We start from the raw sequence: 22017 nt of genomic DNA, 5'->3' as shown, positions 1-22017 counted from the left end.
CCGAGGCCATTCGCTACGCCCTCGGCCGCATGCCCAAAGCCCGGGCCTATCTGAAAAACGGCCAACTCGAGCTGGACAACAACATCTGTGAGCGGTCAATCAGGCCGCTGACTCTCGGGCGCAAGAATTATCTCTTCATGGGATCGGAAGGTGGTGGCAAGGCTGCCGCGATCGCCTACTCCCTCATCGAAACCGCCCGCATGAACCGCATCGATCCGGAAGCCTGGCTGACATGGGTGCTGGCCCACATTGCCGATCACAAGATCAACCGCATCGACGAACTCGCGCCGTGGAATTGGCAGCCACGTTGAATGTCAACGGCGGTCACGCCGGACGGATACCGCAGGAGACTGCGGGGCGTTTTTTGTTGTAGCGAAAAGACCCCTGACGGAGCGGTGTGGGGCACGGCCAACCGTGCCCCAAATCCATCAGGCCGCCCGACGGCGACGGGGGGCACGACCGCGCGACGGCTGTGCGCTGCTCGGTTTGCCGCTACCGCCCTGCGGTCTGCGGCCACCACGGCCACCTTTGGGTTTGGCGGCGGCGCCACCGGCCCATGCGGTACCACCGCCAACCTCGATCTCGCGGCCCAGAATCTTTTGGATGGCCTTGAACTCACCCATTTCGGCGGGCGCGCAATAGGCCACGGCCGACCCGTCGCGCCCGGCGCGCGCGGTGCGGCCAATGCGGTGAACATAGTTTTCGGCCACATTGGGCAGGTCAAAGTTATAGACATGGCGCACATCGGGGATGTCGAGACCGCGGGCAGCCACATCCGTGGCCACAAGGATCATCGCCTCACCGCTGCGGAAGGCGCGCATGGCGCGCTCGCGCTGGCCCTGGCTCTTGTTGCCGTGGACAGAGATCGCGGCAAAGCCTTCGGCGACCAGCGCCTTCATCAGGCGTTCGGCCCCGTGTTTGGTGCGCGAAAACACAACCGCTGCTTCGTCGCGGTGCGCGGCAAGATGCTGGCTCAGCAGACGGCCTTTGCCAGCCTGCTCGATGAAGTAGACCGATTGTTCGATCTTGTCGGCAGGTTTGCCCGGAGGGGCGGTTTCGATGCGCACAGGATTGGTCAGATAGGCGGTCGACAGTTCGGCCATCTGTTTGGGCATGGTGGCCGAGAACAGCATGGTCTGACGTTCTTTCGGCAGCAGGGCCGCGATCCGGCGCAGCGCGTGGATAAAGCCGAGGTCCAGCATCTGGTCCGCCTCGTCCAGAACCAGATACTGGGTCTGATCCAGCTTGACCGCGCCACGATCCAGCAAGTCGATCAGGCGTCCGGGAGTGGCGACCAGCAGGCCGGTGCCACGGGCAAGACGTTGGGCCTGTGCGTTCAGCGACGCGCCGCCGACCACGAGGTTGACGCGCACGGACGTGCCTTCGGCGTAGTCGCGCAGGTTGTCGTGGATCTGTTTGGCCAGTTCGCGGGTCGGTGCCAGCACAAGGCCGCGCACCTGTTTGGCGTCAGGCTTGCCCTGTTGGCGCATCAGTTGGGACACCAGCGGCAGGCCAAACGCGGCGGTCTTGCCGGTGCCGGTCTGCGCCAGACCCATGACGTCACGGCCATTCAGTGCCTCGGGGATCGCGCGGAGTTGGATCGGGGTAGGCTCTTTCAGGCCCAGAGCGTCAAGGTTGGCGCTCAGGCGGGCCGGAAGGCCCAGTTCGTCGAATGTCAAATCAATGTCCTTTGTCGCACCGCCTTGGAAAGACGGCACAGAATGGGGCCTCGTCCATTGTGGACGATGACACGCCGTGGCGACCCAATAACGCGCGAGGGGCCGAATGCCGCCATAGCCGTCATGGGTGAGGCCCGCGCGTGAGGGGACCCGATCGTTTTGGGAATGTTTCGCCGGGGACCATGTCCCACCGGCCCGTTCACGCGACGAGCAAGGCGATGCGGTCTAATTGGGCGTTGCGTGTTGATCTGTCAAGATCAAAGAGTGTTCGGGACAGGTTGCCACACCTTGAACCGGGACTAAATTACTCAAGAACAAACAATTACCCAAGAGCAACACGGAGCACATGCCATGACACTCAACCGCCGCACCTTTCTGTCCACCGCTGCTGTCGCCGGCAGCATCACGATCCTGCCTTTTGCCAGCCGCGCTGGTGGACACCTGCCCAATGAATTCAAGTCATCGCAGGGCACAGTGCTGGTGCATCCGGTTCACCACGCCTCGATCGTGATGGAGACGCCAGTTGGCACGCTGTATATCGACCCGGTGGGCGCAGCGGAGGACTACGCCGATTTCCCCGCCGCTGACCTGATCCTGATCACCCACGAGCACGGCGACCATTACAACGCCGACGTTCTGGCCGCGCTCAAAGGCGAGAACACGCAGATGATCACCAACCCGGCGGTATTCGACATGCTGTCCGAAGAGATGAAGGTAAACACCAGCGTCCTGTCGAACGGCGACACCGCCAGCCTGACCGGCCTGCAGGTGGACGCCATCCCGGCGCACAACACCACTGAAGGACGTGAAAACTTTCACCCCAAGGGCCGCGACAACGGGTATGTCCTGTCGATGGACGATTTCCGGGTCTATATCTCGGGCGATACCGAAGACCTTCCCGAAATGCGGGCGCTGGAAAACATCGATGTGGCCTTTGTCTGCATGAACCTGCCGTTCACCATGACCGCCGAGGCCGCCGCCGACGCGGTGCGGGAATTCAAGCCGACCTACGTCTATCCCTACCATTATCGCGGGCGCGATGGCGGCACGCAGGACCCGGCGGCCTTTGCCGAGATGGTCGGCGACGCGGCCACGGTCAAGATGGGCGATTGGTACAAACCCGGCGAACTTGGCTGACGCGGAGGCATCCAGCCTCTTGCAGAAACCCGTTGCCTCCCGCAGTCTGACTGCGGGAGGCATTTTTCATGGCGCTGGACATTTCGGGGTTTGATCTCAACGCGATCGGACCCGATTTCATCGAGAACCCGCATCCGGTGTTGCACCGCCTGCGGTCTGAAAGCCCGATCCACCGCAACGCGGACGGGTCTGTCTACCTGACGCGGCATGACGACTGTCTGAAAGTCTACCAGAGCCGCGACATGCTGTCGGACAAGACCGAGGCCTTTGGGGAAAAGTTCGGCCGCTGTCCGTTGCACACCCATCACACGACCTCCTTGATCTTTAACGATCCGCCCTACCACACGGTGGTGCGCAAGCTGATTTCCGGTGCGTTCACACCGCGCAAGCTGGCCGAGTTCGAACCACTGATCAGCGGTATCGTGGACCGGCTGCTGGACCGGGTCGAGGATCTGGGGGAGTTGGACCTGATCGAGGATTTCGCCAAGGAGTTGCCGACCGAGATCATCAGTTTCATGCTGGGCATCCCGCCGGAGTACCGTGCGCGCCTGCGGGGATACTCGCTGGCGATCCTTGGCGCGCTGGACCCGGTGGTGCCTGCGGATCGGCTCGCGGCGGGCAACACGGCTGTCACCGAATTCGGCGAGATCCTGGGCGATCTGATCGATCACAGACGCCGCAACCCGGACGGCGCGCATGAGGGCGAGGTGCTGGAGGCGCTGATCTTTGGCGAACACGACGGGCGGCGGCTGACGCAAGAGGAATTGATCCAGAACTGTATCTTTCTGCTGAACGCGGGCCATGAGACGACCACCAGCTTTGTCGGCAATTCCATCGGTCTATTGCTGGACAATCCCGATCAGCACCGCCTGTTGCTGGACGACCCCGACCTGATCGCCCCGGCGGTCGAAGAATTCCTGCGGATGGAATCGCCCTTGCAGATCGGCAATCGGTTGGCGGGAGAGGACATTGAACTGTCGGGCGGGGTGCTACCGAAAGGCACCTATATTCACACCTCCATCGCGGCGGCCAACCGCGACCCGGAGGTGTTTCCCGATCCGGATCGGCTGGACATCACCCGCAAGCCCAACCGCCACATTGCCTTTATCACTGGCATCCATGTCTGCCTTGGTGCCAGCCTTGCGAGGGTGGAGGGGCGGATTGCCTTGGGCCGGTTTGTGCAGCGGTTCCCGAATATGGTGTCAAACGGCGCGCGGACACGGGTGCCGTTGGCGCGGTTCCGGGGCTATGCCACGCTGCCGATCTTTATAGGCTGACACCCCATGCCCATCTCCTATTGCATCTCTCCCGACCTCGACCTGCTGTATGCGCGGTATTTCGGGCCGATGCGGGCAGATCAGTTCGCCGACATCTACCAGATTTACATGGACGACCCGGACTATCGGCTGGGTCGGGCGGAGCTGATCGACGTGTCGGAGGCGACAGCGGTGGAATTGAACTTTGAACAGGTCAAGACCATCCTGATGGGGGTGGGGCGGGCCATTCCAAAGGGTACACCGCCGATCCGGACCGTCCTTCTGGCCCCCGGCGATGTGGCTTTTGGTCTGGCGCGGATGTACCAGTCGCTTGCCGATTTCAGCGGATTGCTTGAGGTGTCGGTGCACCGCACCGAAGCAGGCGCGCTGTCCGCACTGGACCTGTCGTTTCCCAGTGTCAGGGCGATGCTGGCCGAGGGCGGATACACTGCCTTTCGCCATGGGCGCATCGACACTTGAAACGCCCGCGCGCCGGGTCTATACGCCCCCGGTGGTCCCATGGACCCGATTCACAACACCAAGGCAAGCCGTGGTTGGCCCATTCCGCTTCGAGGGTCACATCCGGCAATGGAGAAGCGACATGAAACTGAATGAACTCCGGGACAATCCCGGCGCAACCAAGACCAAGAAACGCATCGGCCGTGGCGCCGGTTCGGGCAAGGGTAAAACCGGTGGTCGTGGTATCAAGGGTCAAAAATCGCGTTCGGGTGTGGCCATCAATGGCTACGAGGGCGGCCAGATGCCGCTGTACCAACGCCTGCCCAAGCGTGGCTTCAACAAGCCGAACCGCAAGGCCTATGCCGTCGTGAACCTGGGCCTGATCCAGAAGTTCGTCGACGCAGGCAAGCTGGACGCCGCCAACATCAACGAGGACACGCTGGTCGAATCCGGTCTGGTGCGCCGCAAGCTGGACGGTATCCGCGTTCTGGCCAAAGGTGAGATCACCGGCGCCCTGACGATCGCCGTCACAGGCGCGTCCAAGTCGGCCGTAGATGCGGTCGCCGGCAAAGGCGGTTCGCTGTCTGTCGCCGCAGCGGCAGCCACGGAATAACGCATCGCGCCGCCCCGGCGGCGCAATCGTGACTTGTGAGTGACGTCTCAGCCGCTTACATGTCGCACAGTTTTCCAACGCACGCCGCCCGACGGAAAACCGTCCGGGCGGCGTTTTAGCGAAAAGAGAGATCCGCATGGTATCCGCAGCAGAGCAAATGGCCGCCAACACAAGCTGGGCGGCGCTTGGCAAAGCAACCGACCTGCGCAATCGCATCTTCTTCACCCTCGCGCTTTTGATCGTCTATCGCCTTGGCACCTATATTCCGGTGCCCGGAATCGATGGGGCGGCGCTGCGCGAGTTTGTCGAACAGGCGGGGCAGGGCGTGGCCGGCATGGTGTCGATGTTCACCGGCGGCGCGCTGGGACGCATGGGGATCTTTGCCCTGGGCATCATGCCCTACATTTCGGCCTCGATCATGGTGCAGCTTCTGACGGCCATGGTGCCGGCGCTGGAGCAGCTCAAGAAAGAAGGCGAACAGGGCCGCAAGAAGATCAACCAGTACACCCGCTTTGGTACGGTGGCGCTGGCGCTGATCCAGTCCTACGGGCTGGCGGTCAGCCTTGAGGCGGGCGATCTTGTGACCGATCCGGGCTGGTACTTCCGTGCGGCCTGCATGATCACGCTGGTCGGCGGCACGATGTTCCTGATGTGGCTGGGTGAACAGATCACCGCGCGCGGCATCGGCAACGGTATCTCTCTGATCATCTTCGTCGGCATCATCGCCGAAGTGCCCGCCGCACTGGCACAGTTCTTCTCTTCCGGCGTGTCGGGCGCGATCAGCCCGGCACTGATCATCGGCGTCATGCTGATGGTGGTGGGGGTCATCACCTTTGTGGTCTTCATGGAACGGGCCTTGCGCAAGGTCACGATCCAGTATCCGCGCCGTCAGGTCGGCATGAAGATGTCAGAGGCACAGTCCAGCCACCTGCCGATCAAGGTCAACCCGGCGGGCGTGATCCCGGCGATCTTTGCCTCGTCGCTGCTGCTGCTGCCGGTCACGATCTCGACCTTTTCGGGCGGGTCCGACACCAGCCCGATCATGTCGACGATCCTGGCCTACTTTGGCCCCGGACAGCCGCTGTACCTGCTGTTCTTCGGCGCCATGATCGTCTTTTTCGCCTATTTCTACACCTTCAACGTCTCGTTCAAACCCGACGACGTTGCGGACAACCTGAAGAACCAGAACGGCTTTGTCCCCGGTATCCGTCCGGGCAAGAAGACGGCGGAATACATGGAATATGTGGTGAACCGCGTTCTTGTTCTGGGCTCGGCTTATCTGACGGCGGTGTGTCTGCTGCCGGAAATCCTGCGCACACAATACGCGATCCCGTTCTATTTTGGCGGAACCTCGGTTCTGATCGTGGTCAGCGTGACCATGGACACCATCCAACAAGTCCAGAGCCACCTTTTGGCACATCAGTACGAAGGTCTTATTCAGAAATCGCAATTGCGCGGTAAGGGTAAGGGCCGCAAGAAACGGGGAGCGCCAGCGCGTCGATGAACATTATACTTTTGGGACCGCCGGGGGCGGGCAAGGGGACGCAGGCGCGTATTCTTGAGGAGACTCGCGGTCTGGTGCAGCTGTCCACAGGGGACATGCTGCGCGAAGCCAAGGACAGCGGCACCGAGATGGGCAAGATCGTCGCTGACGTCATGGCGCGCGGCGAGCTGGTGACAGATGAGATCGTGATCGGCTTGATCCGCGAAAAGCTGCAGACGGTCAAAGCGCCCGGCTTTATCTTTGACGGTTTCCCGCGCACGCTGGCCCAGGCCGATGCCCTGGGCAAGTTGCTGGGTGAAATGGGTCAGAAACTGGACAAGGTGATCGAACTGCGCGTCGACGATGAGGCGCTGGTGGCGCGGATCACCGCGCGGTCAACCTGTGCCAACTGCGGTGAGGTCTACAACGACAATACCAAGCCGATCCCGGCGGATGGCGTCTGCACCTCGTGCGGCGAGAAGGCCGAGTTCAAGCGCCGAGCTGACGACAACGAGGACAGCCTGCGCACACGCCTGATGGCCTATTACAAGCAGACCTCGCCGTTGGTTGGCTACTACTATGCCAAGGGCATTCATGCCGGGACCGATGGCATGGGTGAGATCGCCGAAATCCAGTCTGCCATCACTGCGCAGTTGGACGGTTGAGTGGTTCTTGCCTCTCCAGCGGGTCTTGTCTGGCGAGGTTCTGAAAGCTGTCCGCAAAAGACGCTTGACAGGGGGTTGACCTTCTGCGCGTCGGCCCATAGATAGCCCCATCCCGCAAGGGAGCACACGCCCGAATCGTACTCATTGGATTCGGGTTAATCACCTGAGTAATGACAGACGCCCGGTCGCCAACTGGCCCGGGCTTCCGTTGTGAAAAAAGGGCCTGGAGCTACGGGCTCGCAACGAAAGGAATACAGACTTGGCACGTATTGCCGGCGTCAACATCCCGACCCACAAACGCGTCCCGATCGCGTTGACCTATATCCACGGTATCGGCCCCGCCGCCGCCAGGGAAATCTGCACTGCCACCAACATCGACGTGTCCCGCCGTGTCAACGAGCTGTCGGACGCCGAAGTGCTGGCCGTGCGTGAGTTTATCGACGCGAACCTGACCGTCGAAGGCGATCTGCGCCGCGAAGTGCAGATGAACGTCAAGCGCCTGATGGACCTCGGCTGCTACCGCGGCCTGCGCCATCGTCGCAACCTCCCCGTGCGCGGTCAGCGCACGCATACCAACGCACGCACGCGCAAGGGCCCCGCAAAGGCCATTGCCGGCAAGAAGAAGTAAGGGAGGCGTTTCGATATGGCACGCGATACACGCCGCGCAGGCGGCAAGAAAAAGGTCTCCAAGAACATTGCCGCCGGTGTGGCGCATGTGAACTCGACCTTCAACAACACCAAGATCCTGATCTCGGACGTGCAGGGCAACGCGATCGCATGGTCGTCGGCTGGCACCATGGGGTTCAAAGGCTCGCGGAAATCGACCCCCTACGCTGCACAGTTGGCCGCCGAAGACGCGGGCAAGAAGGCGCAGGAACATGGTGTGAAAACCCTCGAGGTTGAGGTTCAGGGACCGGGTTCGGGCCGTGAATCGGCGCTCCGCGCTCTGGCCGCCGTGGGTTTCAACATCACCTCGATCCGCGACGTAACGCCGATTGCGCACAACGGCTGCCGTCCGCCGAAGCGCCGCCGGGTTTGATCCTCGGGATTTGAATTTCGCGGGGCCGGGCATAATGCCCGGCCTCGTGCCGTCGTTTTGAAACCTCGGGCGTCAGCACCTACCGGACATGGGGCGCTGACAGGTATGGAGGGAACTGCATGATCCACAAGAACTGGGCAGAACTGATCAAGCCGACGCAGCTCGAGATCAAGCCGGGCGCCGATCCGTCGCGTCAGGCGACGGTCGTGGCCGAGCCGCTTGAGCGTGGCTTTGGCCTGACGCTGGGCAACGCCCTGCGCCGCGTGCTGCTGTCGAGCCTTCAGGGCGCGGCCATCACAAGCGTGCAGATCGACAACGTGTTGCACGAATTCTCCAGCGTGGCGGGGGTCCGTGAGGACGTCACCGACATCATCCTGAACCTCAAGGGTGTGTCGCTGCGCATGGAAGTCGAAGGGCCCAAGCGCCTGTCCGTGACCGGCAAGGGTCCGGGCGTCGTGACCGCCGGGGACATCGCAGAGACCAACGGCATCGAGGTGCTCAACCGCGAGCACGTCATCTGCCACGTCGACGAAGGTGCCGAAGTGTACATGGAGTTTACCGTGAACACCGGCAAAGGTTATGTCGCCGCCGACAAGAACAAGCCCGAGGACGCGCCGATTGGCCTGATCCCGATCGACGCGATCTATTCGCCGGTCAAGAAGGTCGCCTATGACGTGCAGCCGACCCGTGAGGGTCAGGTGCTGGACTATGACAAGCTGACCATGAAGATCGAAACCGACGGCTCGATCACACCCGAGGACGCGGTGGCCTTTGCCGCGCGCATCCTGCAGGACCAACTGTCGATCTTCGTGAACTTCGAAGAGCCTGAGTCCGCCAACCGTCAGGATGAGGACGATGGTCTGGAGTTCAACCCGCTTCTGCTCAAGAAGGTGGACGAGTTGGAACTGTCGGTCCGTTCGGCAAATTGCCTGAAGAACGACAATATCGTCTACATCGGCGACCTGATCCAGAAGACCGAAGCAGAGATGCTGCGCACGCCGAACTTTGGCCGCAAGTCCTTGAACGAAATCAAGGAAGTGCTGTCCGGCATGGGTCTGCACCTTGGCATGGACGTCGAGGACTGGCCGCCTGACAACATCGAAGATCTGGCCAAGAAGCTGGAAGACTCGTTCTAATCGGGATGCCGAGCTAAAGCTCGGCCTACGTCCCCAACAAGATGCGGTAGGCCGGGCGTCAGCCCGGCACATCGCCAACCCGGGCCTTGTGCCCCAAGGAGAGCCGCTGACACGCATCGGCGGCCAGACAAAGCAAAAACGCCCGTAGAGGGCACATTAGGAGTTAGACAATGCGTCACGCAAAAGGATACCGCCGCCTTAACCGCACCCATGAGCACCGCAAGGCGCTGTGGGCGAACATGGCCGGCTCGCTCATCGAACATGAGCAGATCAAGACCACGCTGCCGAAAGCCAAGGAACTCAAGCGCGTCATCGACAAGCTGATCACCTTGGGCAAGCGCGGCGACCTGCACGCGCGCCGTCAGGCCGCTGCTCAGCTGAAAGAAGACAAAGACGTCGCCAAGCTGTTCGAGATCCTCGGCCCGCGCTACGCCGAGCGTTCGGGCGGTTACTGCCGGGTGCTGAAGGCTGGTTTCCGCTATGGTGACATGGCGCCGATGGCGATCATCGAACTGGTCGACCGCGATGTCGACGCCAAGGGTGCCGCCGACAAGGCGCGCGTTGCAGAAGCCGCTGAATAAGCGCTTCGGCTGGATGACCAATAAGGCCCTGCTGGTGACAGCAGGGCCTTTTTCGTTTGTGTGCAGTCAGGGCCTTTTTGGGGGCGTCGCGTCAGGGTGAGGCGCTGTCACCCGACGCTAGGCGGTGTCCGCATGAGTTGCGCCAGTTGGCCAAGCTCACTGCCAAAGCCTGTCTCGACCGCGTCGGCGGCGGCCAGTCTTACGGTGTCATCCTTGTTCTGACCCAGTTTGTAGGTGCTCTGCACCTCCAGGATGTCCATCCGGAAGGGCAGGATCATCCGCAGGAACCGCGCCTTGGTTTCGGCGCTCATCTTGTCCATCGTCCAGGGGGCTTTGCCCGGCAGGCGGGATTCGTAGGCCGCGGATTGGCGGGCAAGGAGGTCCGGCAGGTCGCTGACCGGCAAGGGACGCAAGGTGCCGGTCAGGTGCACGGCGACATAGTTCCAGGTCGGGACTTGATCATCGATCCCGTACCAGTCCGGCGAAATATAAGCGTCGGGGCCGGTGACGGCCAATGTCGCCGGTGTCTGCCGGGTACAGGCGCGGGCGATGGGGTTTGACCGGACGAGGTGCAAGTCCGCAGTGGCACCATCCTCGGCCAGCAGAAAAGGCACATGAGCGATCAGCGGTGCGCCCTGTGTCGAGACGGTCAGGTTGGCAAAGGCACGGTCGCGGGCAAAGGTCAGCGCCAGGGACTGTTCGGTCCGGCGAAAGGTCTGGTTGGGGTGCACCTGCTCAGGCCGTCAGCTGGGAGCCGGAGACGCCGGTGATTGTAGCCAGCACAATCTGGCCAACAGGCTGCGGCGTGGTAAAGCGGACCTCAGTGAATTGTTCGGTGCGGCCCATATCGGGGGCTTCCATCAGGACGGCGTGATCCCGGCCCACCTGCGCGGCCAGATGGGCCAATACCCGATCGTCGCCAGCGGCCCGCAGGCGCGCAGCGCGGTCCTTGATCACGGTGCCGTTGACCTTATTCGGGATGCGGGCGGCGGGCGTGCCGGGGCGCGAGGAATAGGGGAAGACGTGTAGCCACGTCAGGTCGCAGTCTTGGACCAGCTTCAGCGAGTTTTCGAAATGCGCGTCCGTCTCTGTCGGGAAGCCGGCGATGATGTCGGCGCCAAAGGTCATGTCGGGGCGCAGGCGGCGCGCCTCTTCGCAGAACCGGATCGCATCGTCGCGCAGATGGCGGCGTTTCATCCGCTTAAGGATCAGGTCGTCACCGTGTTGAAGCGACAGATGCAGGTGTGGCATCAGGCGCGGCTGCGTCGCAATGGCCATCATCAGGTTGTCATCCGCCTCGATCGAATCAATCGAAGAGATGCGCAGGCGCGGCACATCGGTCAGTTTCAGGATGCGCATGACCAAATCGCCAAGGCGCGGTGTGCCGGGCAGGTCGGCTCCCCATGAGGTCAGGTCAACGCCGGTCAGCACCACCTCATTATAGCCCTGATCGCGCAGACGCTTAATCTGGTCCACGACAACGCCCGCCGCAACAGAGCGCGAGTTGCCGCGCCCGTAGGGGATGATGCAAAAGGTACAGCGGTGGTCGCAGCCATTCTGGACCTGCACATAGGCGCGGCTGCGGGTGCCAAAGCCGTCAATCAGGTGGCCTGCGGTTTCCGTCACCGACATGATGTCGTTGACCTGCACCGCCTCTGTTTCGCCGATGAAATCTGCGCTCATGCCTTTCCAGGTGTCGGCGGCCATCTTTTCGGTGTTGCCGATGACGGCATCGACCTCATCCATCGCGGCAAAGCTGTCCGGGTCGATCTGCGCGGCGCAGCCGGTGACGATCACGCGCGCGTCAGGATTTTCACGGCGCAGGCGGCGGATTTCCTGCCGGGCCTTGCGCACCGCCTCTGCAGTGACGGCGCAGGTGTTCACCACCACGGCGTTTGTCACGCCCGCGGTCTCTGCCAGATCCTTCATGGCCTGCGTCTCATAGGCGTTGAGACGGCAGCCAAGCGTTGTAAATTTGGGGGCACTCATGGGTTTGCGTCCAGCCATTGGGCGGTAAAGACCCCGTCAAAGACATGCGCGGTCGGGCCGGTCATCCAGACACCATCGTCGCGCCAGTCCACATGCAGCGTGCCGCCATCCAGATCGATCCGCACCTTGCGTCCGGTCAGCCCCCGGCGCGCGGCGGCCACGGCGGTGGCGCAGGACGACGACCCGGAGGCCAGTGTCACGCCCACTCCACGTTCCCAGACCCGCATCCGCAGGTGATCGGGGCCGATCAGGCTGGCCACCTGCACGTTGGTGCGCTGCGGGTAAAGGGGATGATGCTCATAGCGCGGGCCAAACTGGTCCAGTGCCACGGTTTCGGCGTTGTCTACAAAAAAGGTGCAATGCGGGTTGCCCATCCCGGTGGCGGTCGGGCTGCCTTCGATCGGCAACTCCAGCGTGTCCATTTCCTCGGCCAGCGGGATGTCGGCCCAATCCAGCTGCGGCGGCCCCATGTTGACAGAGGTCAGGCCGGACCCGGCGTCCACGGCGCGCAGGGTGCCGTGGTCGGTGGTCAGGCTGAGAGTAGTTTCGCCGGTGCTGTCCATCAAGTGCCGCGCGATGCAGCGGGTTGCGTTGCCACAGGCGGCGGATGTGGACCCGTCGGAATTGTAAAAGGTCAGATGCGGCAGACCCGCGCGCAGCGAAATGACGGCAAGCTGATCAAAGCCGACCCCCCGATGCCGGTCGGCGATGGCCGTAATCCGGCTGGCCGTGAGAATCGCCTCCCGCTCACGCGAGTCGATCACGACGAAATCATTGCCAAGCCCGTGCATTTTCATGAAGGGCAGGGGGGAGGATGTCTGTTCCATGAGCGGGCATATACGCCTGAAACCGCGTGCTTTCCAGTGTCCGGGAGGCGCTGATGAAAATCGCCCCAAGATTCCCGATTTTTTGGGTTGACCCGGACCGGGCATATTCATAGTTAGGCCGCCACAGTGGGCCGTTAGCTCAGTTGGTAGAGCAACTGACTTTTAATCAGTGGGTCGCAGGTTCGAACCCTGCACGGCTCACCACTGTATCAAAGGCCCGGCCATAAATGGCCGGGCCTTTTGATGTTTTGGTGGTCAGTTCGTATCACATGGATCTGGGCATGGATCTGGGGTGGCCTGTCCCATGTCGATGCGTCTGTTCCGCAGATTGGGCGGCACACGTCACACTGTGTCGTCGGAGTCCTGTGGGGTGGGCGCATCTGCACGGATCAGACCTTCGGTTTTCAGGTCCGACCACAGAGCTGCCGGGACGGCGTGGTCAAAAATGGCGACGTTCTGACGTACTTCTTCGGGCGTAGAAGCCCCGGGTATGACCGTTTTAACGGCACCGTGGCCCAGCGGGAATTGCAAGGCGACCGCGATCAACGGGGTGTCATGGGCGTCGCACACGGCGCTCAGCTCTCTCACCCGTTGCAGGATCTCCTCGGACGCGGGGGCATAGTCATAGCGCGCGCCCTCTACCGCGCCCGTCGCAAGGATGCCAGAATTGTAAGGCCCGCCCAGAATGATTCCCACGTCCCGTTCAAGGCAGAGCGGTAGGAAACGATCCAGCGGGTCTTGCTCCAGCAAGGTATAGCGGCCCGCCAACAGGAACCCGTCAAATTCGGCCTCTCCCAACAGGCGTTCGCAGATCTGCCAGCTGTTGACCCCGGCACCGATGGCCGCGATCTGCCCGCCTTCGCGCAATTGCGACAATGCGCGGTAACCGCCCAGAGTGAAAAGCTGGCGCAGGTTGTTGTCTTCAAAAGCCTGACCCCGCGCCCCGGCGTCAATGTCGTGCAGGAACAGCATGTCGATCCTGTCGGTGTCCAGGCGGGCTTTGCTGTCCTCAAAGCTGCGCATGATGCCGTCATAGGTGAAATCGAATGCGATTCGCTTTTGAGGAACGTCAACAAAGGCCTCGGGTGTGACATCTTCGGGGGCGCAGTCGTGCAGGACGCGGCCGACCTTTGTCGACAGAGTCATCGCATCGGTATCGAATCGTTTCAGTGCCTCGGAAAACCGCATTTCCGAGCGTCCAAGACCGTATTGCGGCGCAGTGTCGAAGTAACGAATGCCTGCGTCCCATGCGGCGTCAAGCGTGGCTTGCGCGGCGCTGTCTTCGATCTTGCGGTAGAGATTGCCCAGTGGGGCGCCCCCAAAACCAAGCTGCGTCAGCGCCACGGGGGACGCCGTGCGGTGGTTCAGCACGTTCGTTTTGGCCAGTTTCATCGTGCCTCTTTTTCAGGTTGGGCGGAAATAATCCGGGTGTTGGCGTTCAAGCGGTTTGATGCGCTTGATCAATTGGCGAAGATGTCGGGACATGGCCGTTTGGGCGGCGCTGCTGTCCTTTGCTTCGATCGCGGCGAGGATCAAGCGGTGTTCCGCAACCGCTTCGGCGGGGCGACCGGGTTCGGGCAAGATCAGTTTGCGTGCCCGGCGTAACTGCAACGTCATTTCCTCGGCCACCATCGTGACCTTGGGAAATCCGGTAAAGCCCAGAATCATTTCGTGAAATTCCAGATCAGCCTCGAAGAAACCCTGAAAATCGGCGTCTTCGACAAGCAGAGCCTGTAGCCGCAGGTTGCGCGACAACCGCATCAGTTGGTCAGGTGTGTGGTCTTCGGCCACGCGTGCGACAGCAGCGGTTTCGACGGCTTCGCGCAGGAAATCCTCTTCCAGCAATTCGGCCATGGAAAACTGTGAAACGCGGGTCGCGGATTGTGGAATGATGTCAACCAGCCCGTCCGAGGACAACCGGCCCAGCGCTTCGGCGACGGGGGATCGGGAGACGCCCAGTTGCTCACACAGTGCCCCCTTGCGCAGTATGGCCCCCGGTTCCAGCGACATATCCAGAATGCTGCTGCGCAAAGCGGTATAGACCCTCTGTCCAAGCGGGCCTTCGAGATGGGTGATATCAAGCGCGGGGTCAGATTTTGACATTGTGAGCTCCTTCAACTGACATGTTAGTTGACACATGACGCAAACTCAAGGTAGTCATCACCCTACTGGACAGGCCGATTGTCCTCCAGAGGAGTACGCCAAATGACCCGACCGCCCCGTATGCTGACGCTAAGCCCACAGGACAATGTTGCCATTGCGCTGGATGACCTGAACGCGGGCGATGTGGTCGGTCCGGCTGATTTGACGCTGGTGCAGTCGGTTGCGCGCGGACACAAGGTGGCCATTGCGCCGATCCCGGCGGGCCGGAATGTACTGCGCTATGGGCAGATCATCGGTCAGGCGACAGCCGACATTGCACCGGGTGAGCATGTCCATGTGCAGAACCTTGGCATGGGCGAACACGCGCAGGACTACGCACATGCCAGCGAGGCGACAGAGTTGGACGCGGCACCCGAAGGTCGAACCTTTGGCGGGTATCACCGGGCGGATGGACGCGTTGGCACCCGCAACTACCTGGGCATTCTGACCTCGGTGAACTGTTCCGGTTCGGTGGCAAAGTTCATTGCCGAAGCGGCGGAAAAATCCGGCCTGCTGGATGAGTTTCCCAATATCGACGGCATCGTCCCGATCACCCACGGAACAGGCTGTGGCATGTCGGGTGAGAACGAAGGCTACGACACCTTGTTCCGCACGCTCGCCGGTTATGCGCAGCATCCCAACTTTGGTGGGATTCTGCTGATCGGCCTTGGCTGTGAGGTGATGCAGGTGTCCGCGCTGGTGGGGGGGCGGCCCATTCGCGCCGACGGCGCGCTGCGCTACATGACAATCCAGCACGAAGGCGGCACCCGCAAGACCATCGAAAAGGGTCTGACGGAACTGCGCGGCATTGCCGAGCTGGCAAACACCGCCACGCGGCAGCCTGCACCGATTTCGCACCTAATGGTGGGGATGCAGTGCGGCGGTTCCGACGGCTATTCCGGCATCACGGCCAATCCGGCGCTTGGGGTTGCTTCGGACATGCTGGTGCAACATGGCGGCACCACGATCCTGTCCGAGACCTCGGAAATCTACGGCGCGGAACACCTGCTGACCCGCCGTGCGGCCTCTGTCGAGGTGGGCGAAAAGCTGATCGACCGCGTCCGCTGGTGGGAGGATTACACCGCCCGCAACAAGGGTGAGATGGACAACAACCCCAGCCCCGGCAACAAACGCGGCGGGTTGACCACGATTCTGGAAAAGTCACTGGGTGCGGTGGCCAAAAGCGGCAGCGCCCCTCTGACGGACGTGTATCTCTTTGCGGAAAAGATCGACAAACACGGGTTTGTCTTCATGGACAGCCCCGGGTTTGATCCGTGCTCTGTCACCGGGCAGATTGCCTCTGGTGCCAACCTGATCGTGTTCACGACGGGGCGGGGCTCTGTCTCTGGCTACATGCCAACGCCCTGCATCAAGATCGCGACAAATTCGGAAATGTACGCCCGCATGTCGGACGACATGGATGTGAACTGCGGCGACATCATCAGCGAAGGCGTCAGCTTGCACGACAAGGGGACTGAGATTTTCGAGATGTTCATTCGGATCGCATCCGGTGAGCAGACAAAAAGTGAGGACCTCGGCTTTGGCGGGGTAGAGTTCGTACCGTGGCAAATCGGGGCGGTGATGTGACCATGGGGACGGGTATGACACTGACAAACAAGACCATTCTGATAACAGCCGCTGGCCAGGGCATCGGTGCCGCCAGCGCGCGGGCCTGTGCGGCAGCCGGGGCATCCGTGATTGCGACGGATGTGAACGGCGATCTGCTGGAAAATCTGGCCGGTGTCGCGGGGATCGAAACCCGCGTGCTGGATGTGACAAACGGGGCGGACATCACCGCGCTGGCCGCATCGGTTCCCGATCTGGACGGGATGTTCAACTGTGCGGGCGTTGTGCACCACGGTACGGTGCTGGAGCTGACGGATGACGACTGGGACTTTGCGGTCAGCCTGAATGTGACGTCGATGGTGCGCATGTGCCGGGCCTTTGTGCCGGGCCTGTTGCGCCGCGCGGAAAGCCAGGGCAGCGCCGCAATCCTGAACATGGCGTCGATGGCCTCATCCGAAAAGGGCTTTGTCAATCGGACGGCGTATGGCGCGACCAAGGCGGCGGTCATCGGGCTGACCAAGGCAATCGCCGCAGATTTTGTTGCACAGAACTTGCGGTGCAACGCACTGTGCCCGGGCACGGTTGACACGCCGTCGCTGCGGGGGCGCATCGCGTCGGCTCCTGACCCCATTCAGGCGGAAAAAGATTTCATCGCGCGCCAACCGATGGGCCGGTTGGCCACGGTTGACGACATGACACCCACAGTTGTGCACTTGTTGTCCGACGGCAGCAGATTCGTGACCGGGCAAACCATGTTGGTCGACGGCGGTGTCACGATCTGACGACGACGCGTGGTTAGGGAGGGCCTGCAATATGACATATCTGGTAGAAATGACGGGGATCGAGAAACGCTTTCCCGGCGTTCACGCGCTCAAGGCCGTCCAGTTCAATCTGCGTCCGGGCGAGGTGCACGCCCTGATGGGCGAGAACGGCGCCGGCAAATCGACCTTGATGAAAATCATGTCCGGTATCTATGCGCGCGACAGCGGTGAGATGTTTGTCGATGGCAAGCAGGTCACCCCGGACGGGCCGCGCGCGGCGCAGGATCTGGGGATCGGGATCATTCACCAGGAGCTCAGCCTGATGAATGATCTGACGGCGGCACAAAACGTGCTGATCGGGCGGGAACCGCGCCGCAGCTTTGGCCGGTTAGACGAACCCGCCCTGAACAAGAAAACGGCAGAGATCTTTGCCTCGCTCAATCTGGCGATGGACCCGCGCACCCCGGTCAGCACCCAGACAATTGCCCGCCAACAGCTGATCGAGATCGCCAAAGCGCTGTCCTACAATCCGCGTGTGCTGATCATGGATGAGCCGACAGCGGCCTTGAACGACGCCGAAATTACCGAGCTGTTCAAGGTGATCCGCAAGCTCAAGGCCGATGGCGTCGGGATCGTCTACATCAGTCACCGCATGGATGAGATCAAGCGGATCGCGGACCGCGTCACCATTCTGCGCGACGGGGCCTATATCGACACGGTGGACGCCGCCGATACGCCGCTGTCCAGGATTATCCAGCTGATGGTGGGCCGTGAGGTGACGCAAAGCGCGCCGACCATCCCCGATACATCGCAAAGCCCGGTGGCCTTGGAGGTGCGTAACCTGTCGCGCGGCAAAGAGGTGCGCGACGTCAGCTTTGATGTTCGTCAGGGCGAAATCCTGGGCTTTGCCGGATTGATGGGGGCCGGCCGGACAGAGGTCGCGCGCATCATCTTTGGCGCGGATCCCCGCGACGCCGGTGAAATCATCGTCCACGGTCAGCCGGTCAACATCCGCACCCCCCACGCGGCGGTCGAGGCCGGGATCGGCTACCTGTCCGAGGATCGCAAGCATTTCGGCCTTGCCGTGGACATGACGGTGCGTGCCAATGTCGCGATGGCCCATCTGGGCCAGTTCACCAACCGCTTCGGCGTGCTGGACGAGGGCGCGATGAAAGCCACGGCGATCAAATATATCGACCAATTGGGCGTTCGCACCCCGTCGGACATGCAGGACGTGCGCCTGCTGTCGGGGGGCAACCAGCAAAAGGTCGTCATCGCCAAGTGGCTGTTGCGCGACTGCGACGTGCTGATCTTTGACGAACCGACTCGCGGTATCGATATTGGGGCCAAATCGGAAATCTACGCCCTGCTCGAAGACCTTGCGGCGCAGGGCCGTGCGATCATCGTGATCTCTTCGGAACTGCCCGAGGTCATGCGCCTCAGCCACCGCATCGCGGTGATGTGCGAGGGACGCCTGACCGGCATACTGCCCGGCGGCGAAGCCACCACTCAGGAACATATCATGGAATTGGCCACACAGCGCGACACGGCGTTGGTGGGTGCGGAGGATCACCTATGACGACCACAACACCCGAAGCCCCCAGATCGGCGCTCTCGCGGATTGTCGCTGCGGGCACGCACCAGCGTGTTCTGGCCTTTGCCAGTCTGATCGTGCTGCTGATCGGCTTTTCGATCGCCTCGCCGAACTTCATGCAGACGTCGAACATGATTGCGATCCTGCAGGCGACATCGGTGAACGGTGTTCTGGCCATTGCGGTGACACTGGTCATCATCACCGGCGGGATCGACCTGTCCGTTGGCACCATGATGACGTTCTGCGCAGTCATCACCGGGGTGGTCCTGACCTACGCCGGGATGCCTTTGCCTCTGGGGGTGATGGCGGCTGTGCTGACCGGCGCGGCGTGCGGCGCCTGTTCGGGCACGTTTGTCGCCAAGATGGCGATCCCGCCGTTTATCGCCACACTGGGCATGATGCTGATCCTCAAGGGGCTCAGCCTGGTGATCTCGGGAACGCGCCCGATCTATTTCAACGACACCCCCGGCTTTAGCGAGATTTCGCGCGGGTCGCTGATAGGCGAGATCATCCCCGCCGTCCCGATCCCCAACGGCGTGCTGATCCTGTTCATCGTCGCCGCTGTGACGGCCTATATCCTGAACCGCACTGTGCTGGGCCGTTATTGTTTTGCCCTTGGGTCAAACGAGGAATCCGTCCGCCTGTCCGGCGTCAACACGGACCGCTGGAAGATCGCGATCTATGCGCTGGCGGGGTCCATCGTCGGCATCGCCGGGCTGCTGATCGCCTCACGTCTGAACTCTGCCCAGCCCGCCTTGGGGCTTGGCTATGAACTCGAAGCGATTGCAGCGGTTGTGATCGGTGGCACATCGCTGTCTGGTGGGCGCGGGTCCATTCTGGGATCGCTCATCGGGGCACTGATCATGGCTGTTCTGACAAACGGGCTGCGCGTGTTGTCCGTGGCTCAGGAATGGCAAACGGTTGTGACCGGCGCAATCATCATCCTGGCGGTCTACGCCGACATGATGCGCCGCAAAAAAGTGAAGTAACGACTACCCCATTGGTCCGGAGAGGAGAAACCGGGCCATCAACCAACTCAGGAGGAACTCTACATGTTGTCACGTCGAACTCTTATGGGCGCACTTGGCCTGTCCATCGCTCTGGCATCGGCACCCGCCGCATATGCTCAGGACGAAATCTACATCCCGCTGGTCTCGAAGGGGTTTCAGCACCAGTTCTGGCAGGCCGTGAAAGCCGGTGCAGATCAGGCCGCTGAGGAATTCGGCGTCCGCATCACCTTTGAAGGCCCCGATAACGAAACCATGGTCGACCGCCAGATCGACATGCTGGCCGCCGCCTTGGCCAACAAACCTTCGGCCATCGGATTTGCCGCGCTGGACAGCCAGGCCGCAATTCCACTGCTGCGTCAGGCCGCAGACGCGGGCATTCCGGTCATCGCCTTTGACAGCGGCGTAGACAGCGACATTCCGGTGGCGACTGCAACAACGGACAACGTCGCAGCAGCGGCGCTGGCCGCTGACAAGATGGCCGAATTCCTGGGTGGTTCCGGCAAGGTTGCCGTTGTGGCCCACGACCAGACCAGCCGCACCGGTATCGACCGCCGCGACGGCTTTCTGAACCGGATCGCAAGCGAATACCCCAACATCGAGGTTGTCAGCGTGCAGTATGGTGCCGGTGACCAATTGACCTCGACCGAGGTTGCCAAGGCCATTCTGACGGCCAACCCGGATCTGGGTGGCCTGTTCGGCACCAACGAAGGCTCTGCCATCGGGATCGTCAACGCCGTGCGCGAAATGGGCAGCGAAGGCGTAACCATCATCGGTTACGACTCTGGCAAGGCGCAGACCGATGCGATCCGTGACGGCCTGATGGCCGGTGCGATCACCCAGAACCCGGTCGGTATCGGCTATGAGACGGTCAAGGCCGCCGTTGCTGCGATGAACGGCGAAACCCTGCCGGAGATCATCGACACCGGCTTTTACTACTACGACCAGTCCAACATCGACGACGCTGAAATTCAGGCCGTCCTGTACGATTGATCGCCCTGTCGTCGCAGCCCATCCTCCCGTGGGCTGCGACGTTCTCTTTTTTCTCTGATATCCGAGGATCACATGAAACTACTGCGTCACGGCCCCAAGGGGCAGGAAAAACCCGGTTGCCTTGATGCGTCAGGCCGCGTGCGCGACCTGTCCGAACATGTCCGGGATATTGCCGGAGAGGCGCTGCTGCCCGAATCCATCGCCCGGCTCAAGGCGCTGGACATGGACGCGCTGCCGATTGTCGAAGGCACCCCGCAGGATGATCTGCGACTTGGCCCCTGCGTCGGGCAAACTGGCAAGTTTGTGTGCATCGGTCTGAACTATGCCGACCATGCCGCCGAAAGCGGACTGGACGTCCCGCCAGAGCCGGTCATTTTCAACAAGTGGACCTCTGCCATCATTGGCCCGGACGACGATGTCATCGTTCCGCGCGGTTCCAAAAAGACGGACTGGGAAGTCGAGCTGGGCGTCGTCATCGGCAAAGGCGGTGCCTATATCGACGAAGCGGATGCCATGGATCACGTAGCCGGGTTCTGCGTCATCAACGACGTCTCCGAACGTGAGTTCCAGATCGAACGCGCGGGTACCTGGGACAAGGGCAAGGGCTGCGATACCTTTGGTCCGACCGGCCCCTGGCTGGTAACCCCTGATGAAGTCGGCGATTATGACGCGCTGGGGATGTGGCTGGACGTTGACGGCACACGTCATCAAAACGGCTCGACCGCCACGATGGTCTACAAGGTGCCGCACCTGATTTCCTATTGCTCGCAGTTCATGAGCCTGCAACCGGGGGACATCATCTCGACGGGCACGCCTCCGGGGGTGGGGATGGGACTGAAACCGCCAGTCTATCTGAAGGGCGGCGAGACCCTGCGTCTGGGCATTGATGGACTTGGCGTCCAGACACAGGCAGTCAAAACTGCGGGTTAGCACCTCACCTGACGGTTCTGCGTGACTGATCAAGGGCGACTAGACACAGTCAGATCCCGAAAAGCCGGTCGGCTTTTCGGGATCGTTGCATTTCTGGGGAAGAGGTATGATCCCGCGCTGGCGACCCTCGACGACATGGGGCGTCTCCCGTGGTCGCGGA

The 22017-nt window shown here is 61.8% G+C and carries 23 protein-coding genes and 1 tRNA gene; 18 read left to right on the top strand and 6 right to left on the bottom strand.

Translation table 11 applies throughout. The features are described 5' to 3' along the window. Positions 1-311, top strand: a 311-nt coding sequence (locus CHB90_RS19435) for a transposase domain-containing protein (protein ID WP_141135928.1), incomplete at its 5' end; no start/stop codon positions are given. Between the two features lie 117 nt (positions 312-428). On the opposite strand, the gene CHB90_RS19430 is transcribed toward CHB90_RS19435, so the two are convergent. Further along, a complete protein-coding gene (locus tag CHB90_RS19430; protein WP_089279509.1) occupies positions 429-1679 on the bottom strand; it encodes a DEAD/DEAH box helicase in 1251 nt (416 codons plus the stop codon). A gap of 351 nt (positions 1680-2030) precedes the next feature. Here CHB90_RS19430 and CHB90_RS19425 point away from each other — a divergent pair, with 351 nt between their 5' ends. The 10 genes from CHB90_RS19425 to rplQ all read left to right on the top strand — a co-directional run bounded on the left by CHB90_RS19425 (position 2031) and on the right by rplQ (position 10048). After that, the gene (locus CHB90_RS19425) at positions 2031-2816 is read left to right on the top strand and encodes an MBL fold metallo-hydrolase (RefSeq protein WP_089279508.1); all 786 of its coding nucleotides are present in this window, start codon (positions 2031-2033) and stop codon (positions 2814-2816) included. A gap of 68 nt (positions 2817-2884) precedes the next feature. Continuing rightward, positions 2885-4093: a cytochrome P450 gene (locus tag CHB90_RS19420; RefSeq protein WP_089279507.1), complete on the top strand. Its 1209-nt coding sequence runs from the start codon at positions 2885-2887 to the stop codon at positions 4091-4093. A 6-nt stretch (positions 4094-4099) separates the two neighbouring features. Next, positions 4100-4552: a hypothetical protein gene (locus tag CHB90_RS19415; protein WP_089279506.1), complete on the top strand. Its 453-nt coding sequence runs from the start codon at positions 4100-4102 to the stop codon at positions 4550-4552. A gap of 121 nt (positions 4553-4673) precedes the next feature. Further along, entirely contained in the window at positions 4674-5144 is a 471-nt protein-coding gene (rplO, locus tag CHB90_RS19410) for a 50S ribosomal protein L15 (protein WP_089279505.1), read from the top strand. A 136-nt stretch (positions 5145-5280) separates the two neighbouring features. Further along, on the top strand, positions 5281-6648 hold the full coding sequence (gene secY, locus CHB90_RS19405; protein WP_089279504.1) for a preprotein translocase subunit SecY: 1368 nt from the start codon (positions 5281-5283) through the stop codon (positions 6646-6648). Then, entirely contained in the window at positions 6645-7292 is a 648-nt protein-coding gene (locus CHB90_RS19400; protein ID WP_089279503.1) for an adenylate kinase, read from the top strand. Before secY ends, CHB90_RS19400 begins: the two co-directional genes overlap by 4 nt. 259 nt (positions 7293-7551) lie before the next feature. Further along, entirely contained in the window at positions 7552-7920 is a 369-nt protein-coding gene (gene rpsM / locus CHB90_RS19395; RefSeq protein WP_089279502.1) for a 30S ribosomal protein S13, read from the top strand. Positions 7921-7935: 15 nt separating this feature from the next. Then, a complete protein-coding gene (gene rpsK, locus CHB90_RS19390) occupies positions 7936-8331 on the top strand; it encodes a 30S ribosomal protein S11 (RefSeq protein ID WP_089279501.1) in 396 nt (131 codons plus the stop codon). Between the two features lie 119 nt (positions 8332-8450). Continuing rightward, positions 8451-9467: a DNA-directed RNA polymerase subunit alpha gene (locus CHB90_RS19385; RefSeq protein ID WP_089279500.1), complete on the top strand. Its 1017-nt coding sequence runs from the start codon at positions 8451-8453 to the stop codon at positions 9465-9467. 170 nt (positions 9468-9637) lie between these two features. After that, on the top strand, positions 9638-10048 hold the full coding sequence (gene rplQ, locus CHB90_RS19380) for a 50S ribosomal protein L17 (protein ID WP_089279499.1): 411 nt from the start codon (positions 9638-9640) through the stop codon (positions 10046-10048). A 107-nt stretch (positions 10049-10155) separates the two neighbouring features. Here rplQ and CHB90_RS19375 read toward each other — a convergent pair whose 3' ends face one another. The 3 genes from CHB90_RS19375 to dapF are packed head-to-tail and all read right to left on the bottom strand — an operon-like array spanning position 10156 to position 12864. Continuing rightward, complete coding sequence (locus CHB90_RS19375; RefSeq protein ID WP_089279498.1) at positions 10156-10779, bottom strand: FMN-binding negative transcriptional regulator; 624 nt, start codon at positions 10777-10779, stop codon at positions 10156-10158. Between the two features lie 4 nt (positions 10780-10783). Next, positions 10784-12037, bottom strand: a complete 1254-nt coding sequence (gene mtaB / locus CHB90_RS19370; protein ID WP_089279497.1) for a tRNA (N(6)-L-threonylcarbamoyladenosine(37)-C(2))-methylthiotransferase MtaB — start codon at positions 12035-12037, stop codon at positions 10784-10786. After that, positions 12034-12864, bottom strand: coding sequence for a diaminopimelate epimerase (gene dapF / locus CHB90_RS19365; RefSeq protein ID WP_089279496.1), 831 nt, complete (start codon positions 12862-12864; stop codon positions 12034-12036). The genes mtaB and dapF overlap by 4 nt, the downstream gene beginning before the upstream one ends. Positions 12865-12992: 128 nt before the next feature. Here dapF and CHB90_RS19360 point away from each other — a divergent pair. After that, a tRNA-Lys gene (locus CHB90_RS19360) sits at positions 12993-13068 on the top strand. A 138-nt stretch (positions 13069-13206) separates the two neighbouring features. Here the strand turns inward: CHB90_RS19360 and CHB90_RS19355 are convergent. Next, positions 13207-14256, bottom strand: coding sequence for an aldo/keto reductase (locus CHB90_RS19355; protein WP_089279495.1), 1050 nt, complete (start codon positions 14254-14256; stop codon positions 13207-13209). Between the two features lie 12 nt (positions 14257-14268). After that, a complete protein-coding gene (locus CHB90_RS19350; RefSeq protein ID WP_089279494.1) occupies positions 14269-14967 on the bottom strand; it encodes a GntR family transcriptional regulator in 699 nt (232 codons plus the stop codon). A 102-nt stretch (positions 14968-15069) separates the two neighbouring features. Here CHB90_RS19350 and CHB90_RS19345 point away from each other — a divergent pair, with 102 nt between their 5' ends. From CHB90_RS19345 to CHB90_RS19320, 6 genes are all read left to right on the top strand, one after another. Continuing rightward, entirely contained in the window at positions 15070-16593 is a 1524-nt protein-coding gene (locus tag CHB90_RS19345; RefSeq protein WP_089279493.1) for a UxaA family hydrolase, read from the top strand. 14 nt (positions 16594-16607) lie between these two features. After that, positions 16608-17354, top strand: coding sequence for an SDR family oxidoreductase (locus CHB90_RS19340; RefSeq protein WP_089279492.1), 747 nt, complete (start codon positions 16608-16610; stop codon positions 17352-17354). 31 nt (positions 17355-17385) lie between these two features. Then, positions 17386-18912: a sugar ABC transporter ATP-binding protein gene (locus CHB90_RS19335; protein ID WP_089279491.1), complete on the top strand. Its 1527-nt coding sequence runs from the start codon at positions 17386-17388 to the stop codon at positions 18910-18912. After that, positions 18909-19916, top strand: a complete 1008-nt coding sequence (locus CHB90_RS19330; RefSeq protein WP_089279490.1) for an ABC transporter permease — start codon at positions 18909-18911, stop codon at positions 19914-19916. The genes CHB90_RS19335 and CHB90_RS19330 overlap by 4 nt, the downstream gene beginning before the upstream one ends. A 63-nt stretch (positions 19917-19979) precedes the next feature. Next, complete coding sequence (locus CHB90_RS19325; protein ID WP_089279489.1) at positions 19980-20927, top strand: ABC transporter substrate-binding protein; 948 nt, start codon at positions 19980-19982, stop codon at positions 20925-20927. A gap of 72 nt (positions 20928-20999) precedes the next feature. After that, a complete protein-coding gene (locus tag CHB90_RS19320) occupies positions 21000-21857 on the top strand; it encodes a fumarylacetoacetate hydrolase family protein (RefSeq protein WP_089279488.1) in 858 nt (285 codons plus the stop codon). Positions 21858-22017 lie beyond the last annotated feature (160 nt).

The organism is Antarctobacter heliothermus (assembly GCF_900188425.1).
Taxonomy (GTDB): Bacteria; Pseudomonadota; Alphaproteobacteria; order Rhodobacterales; family Rhodobacteraceae; genus Antarctobacter; species Antarctobacter heliothermus.
This window is presented reverse-complemented; position numbering and strand designations above follow the sequence as displayed.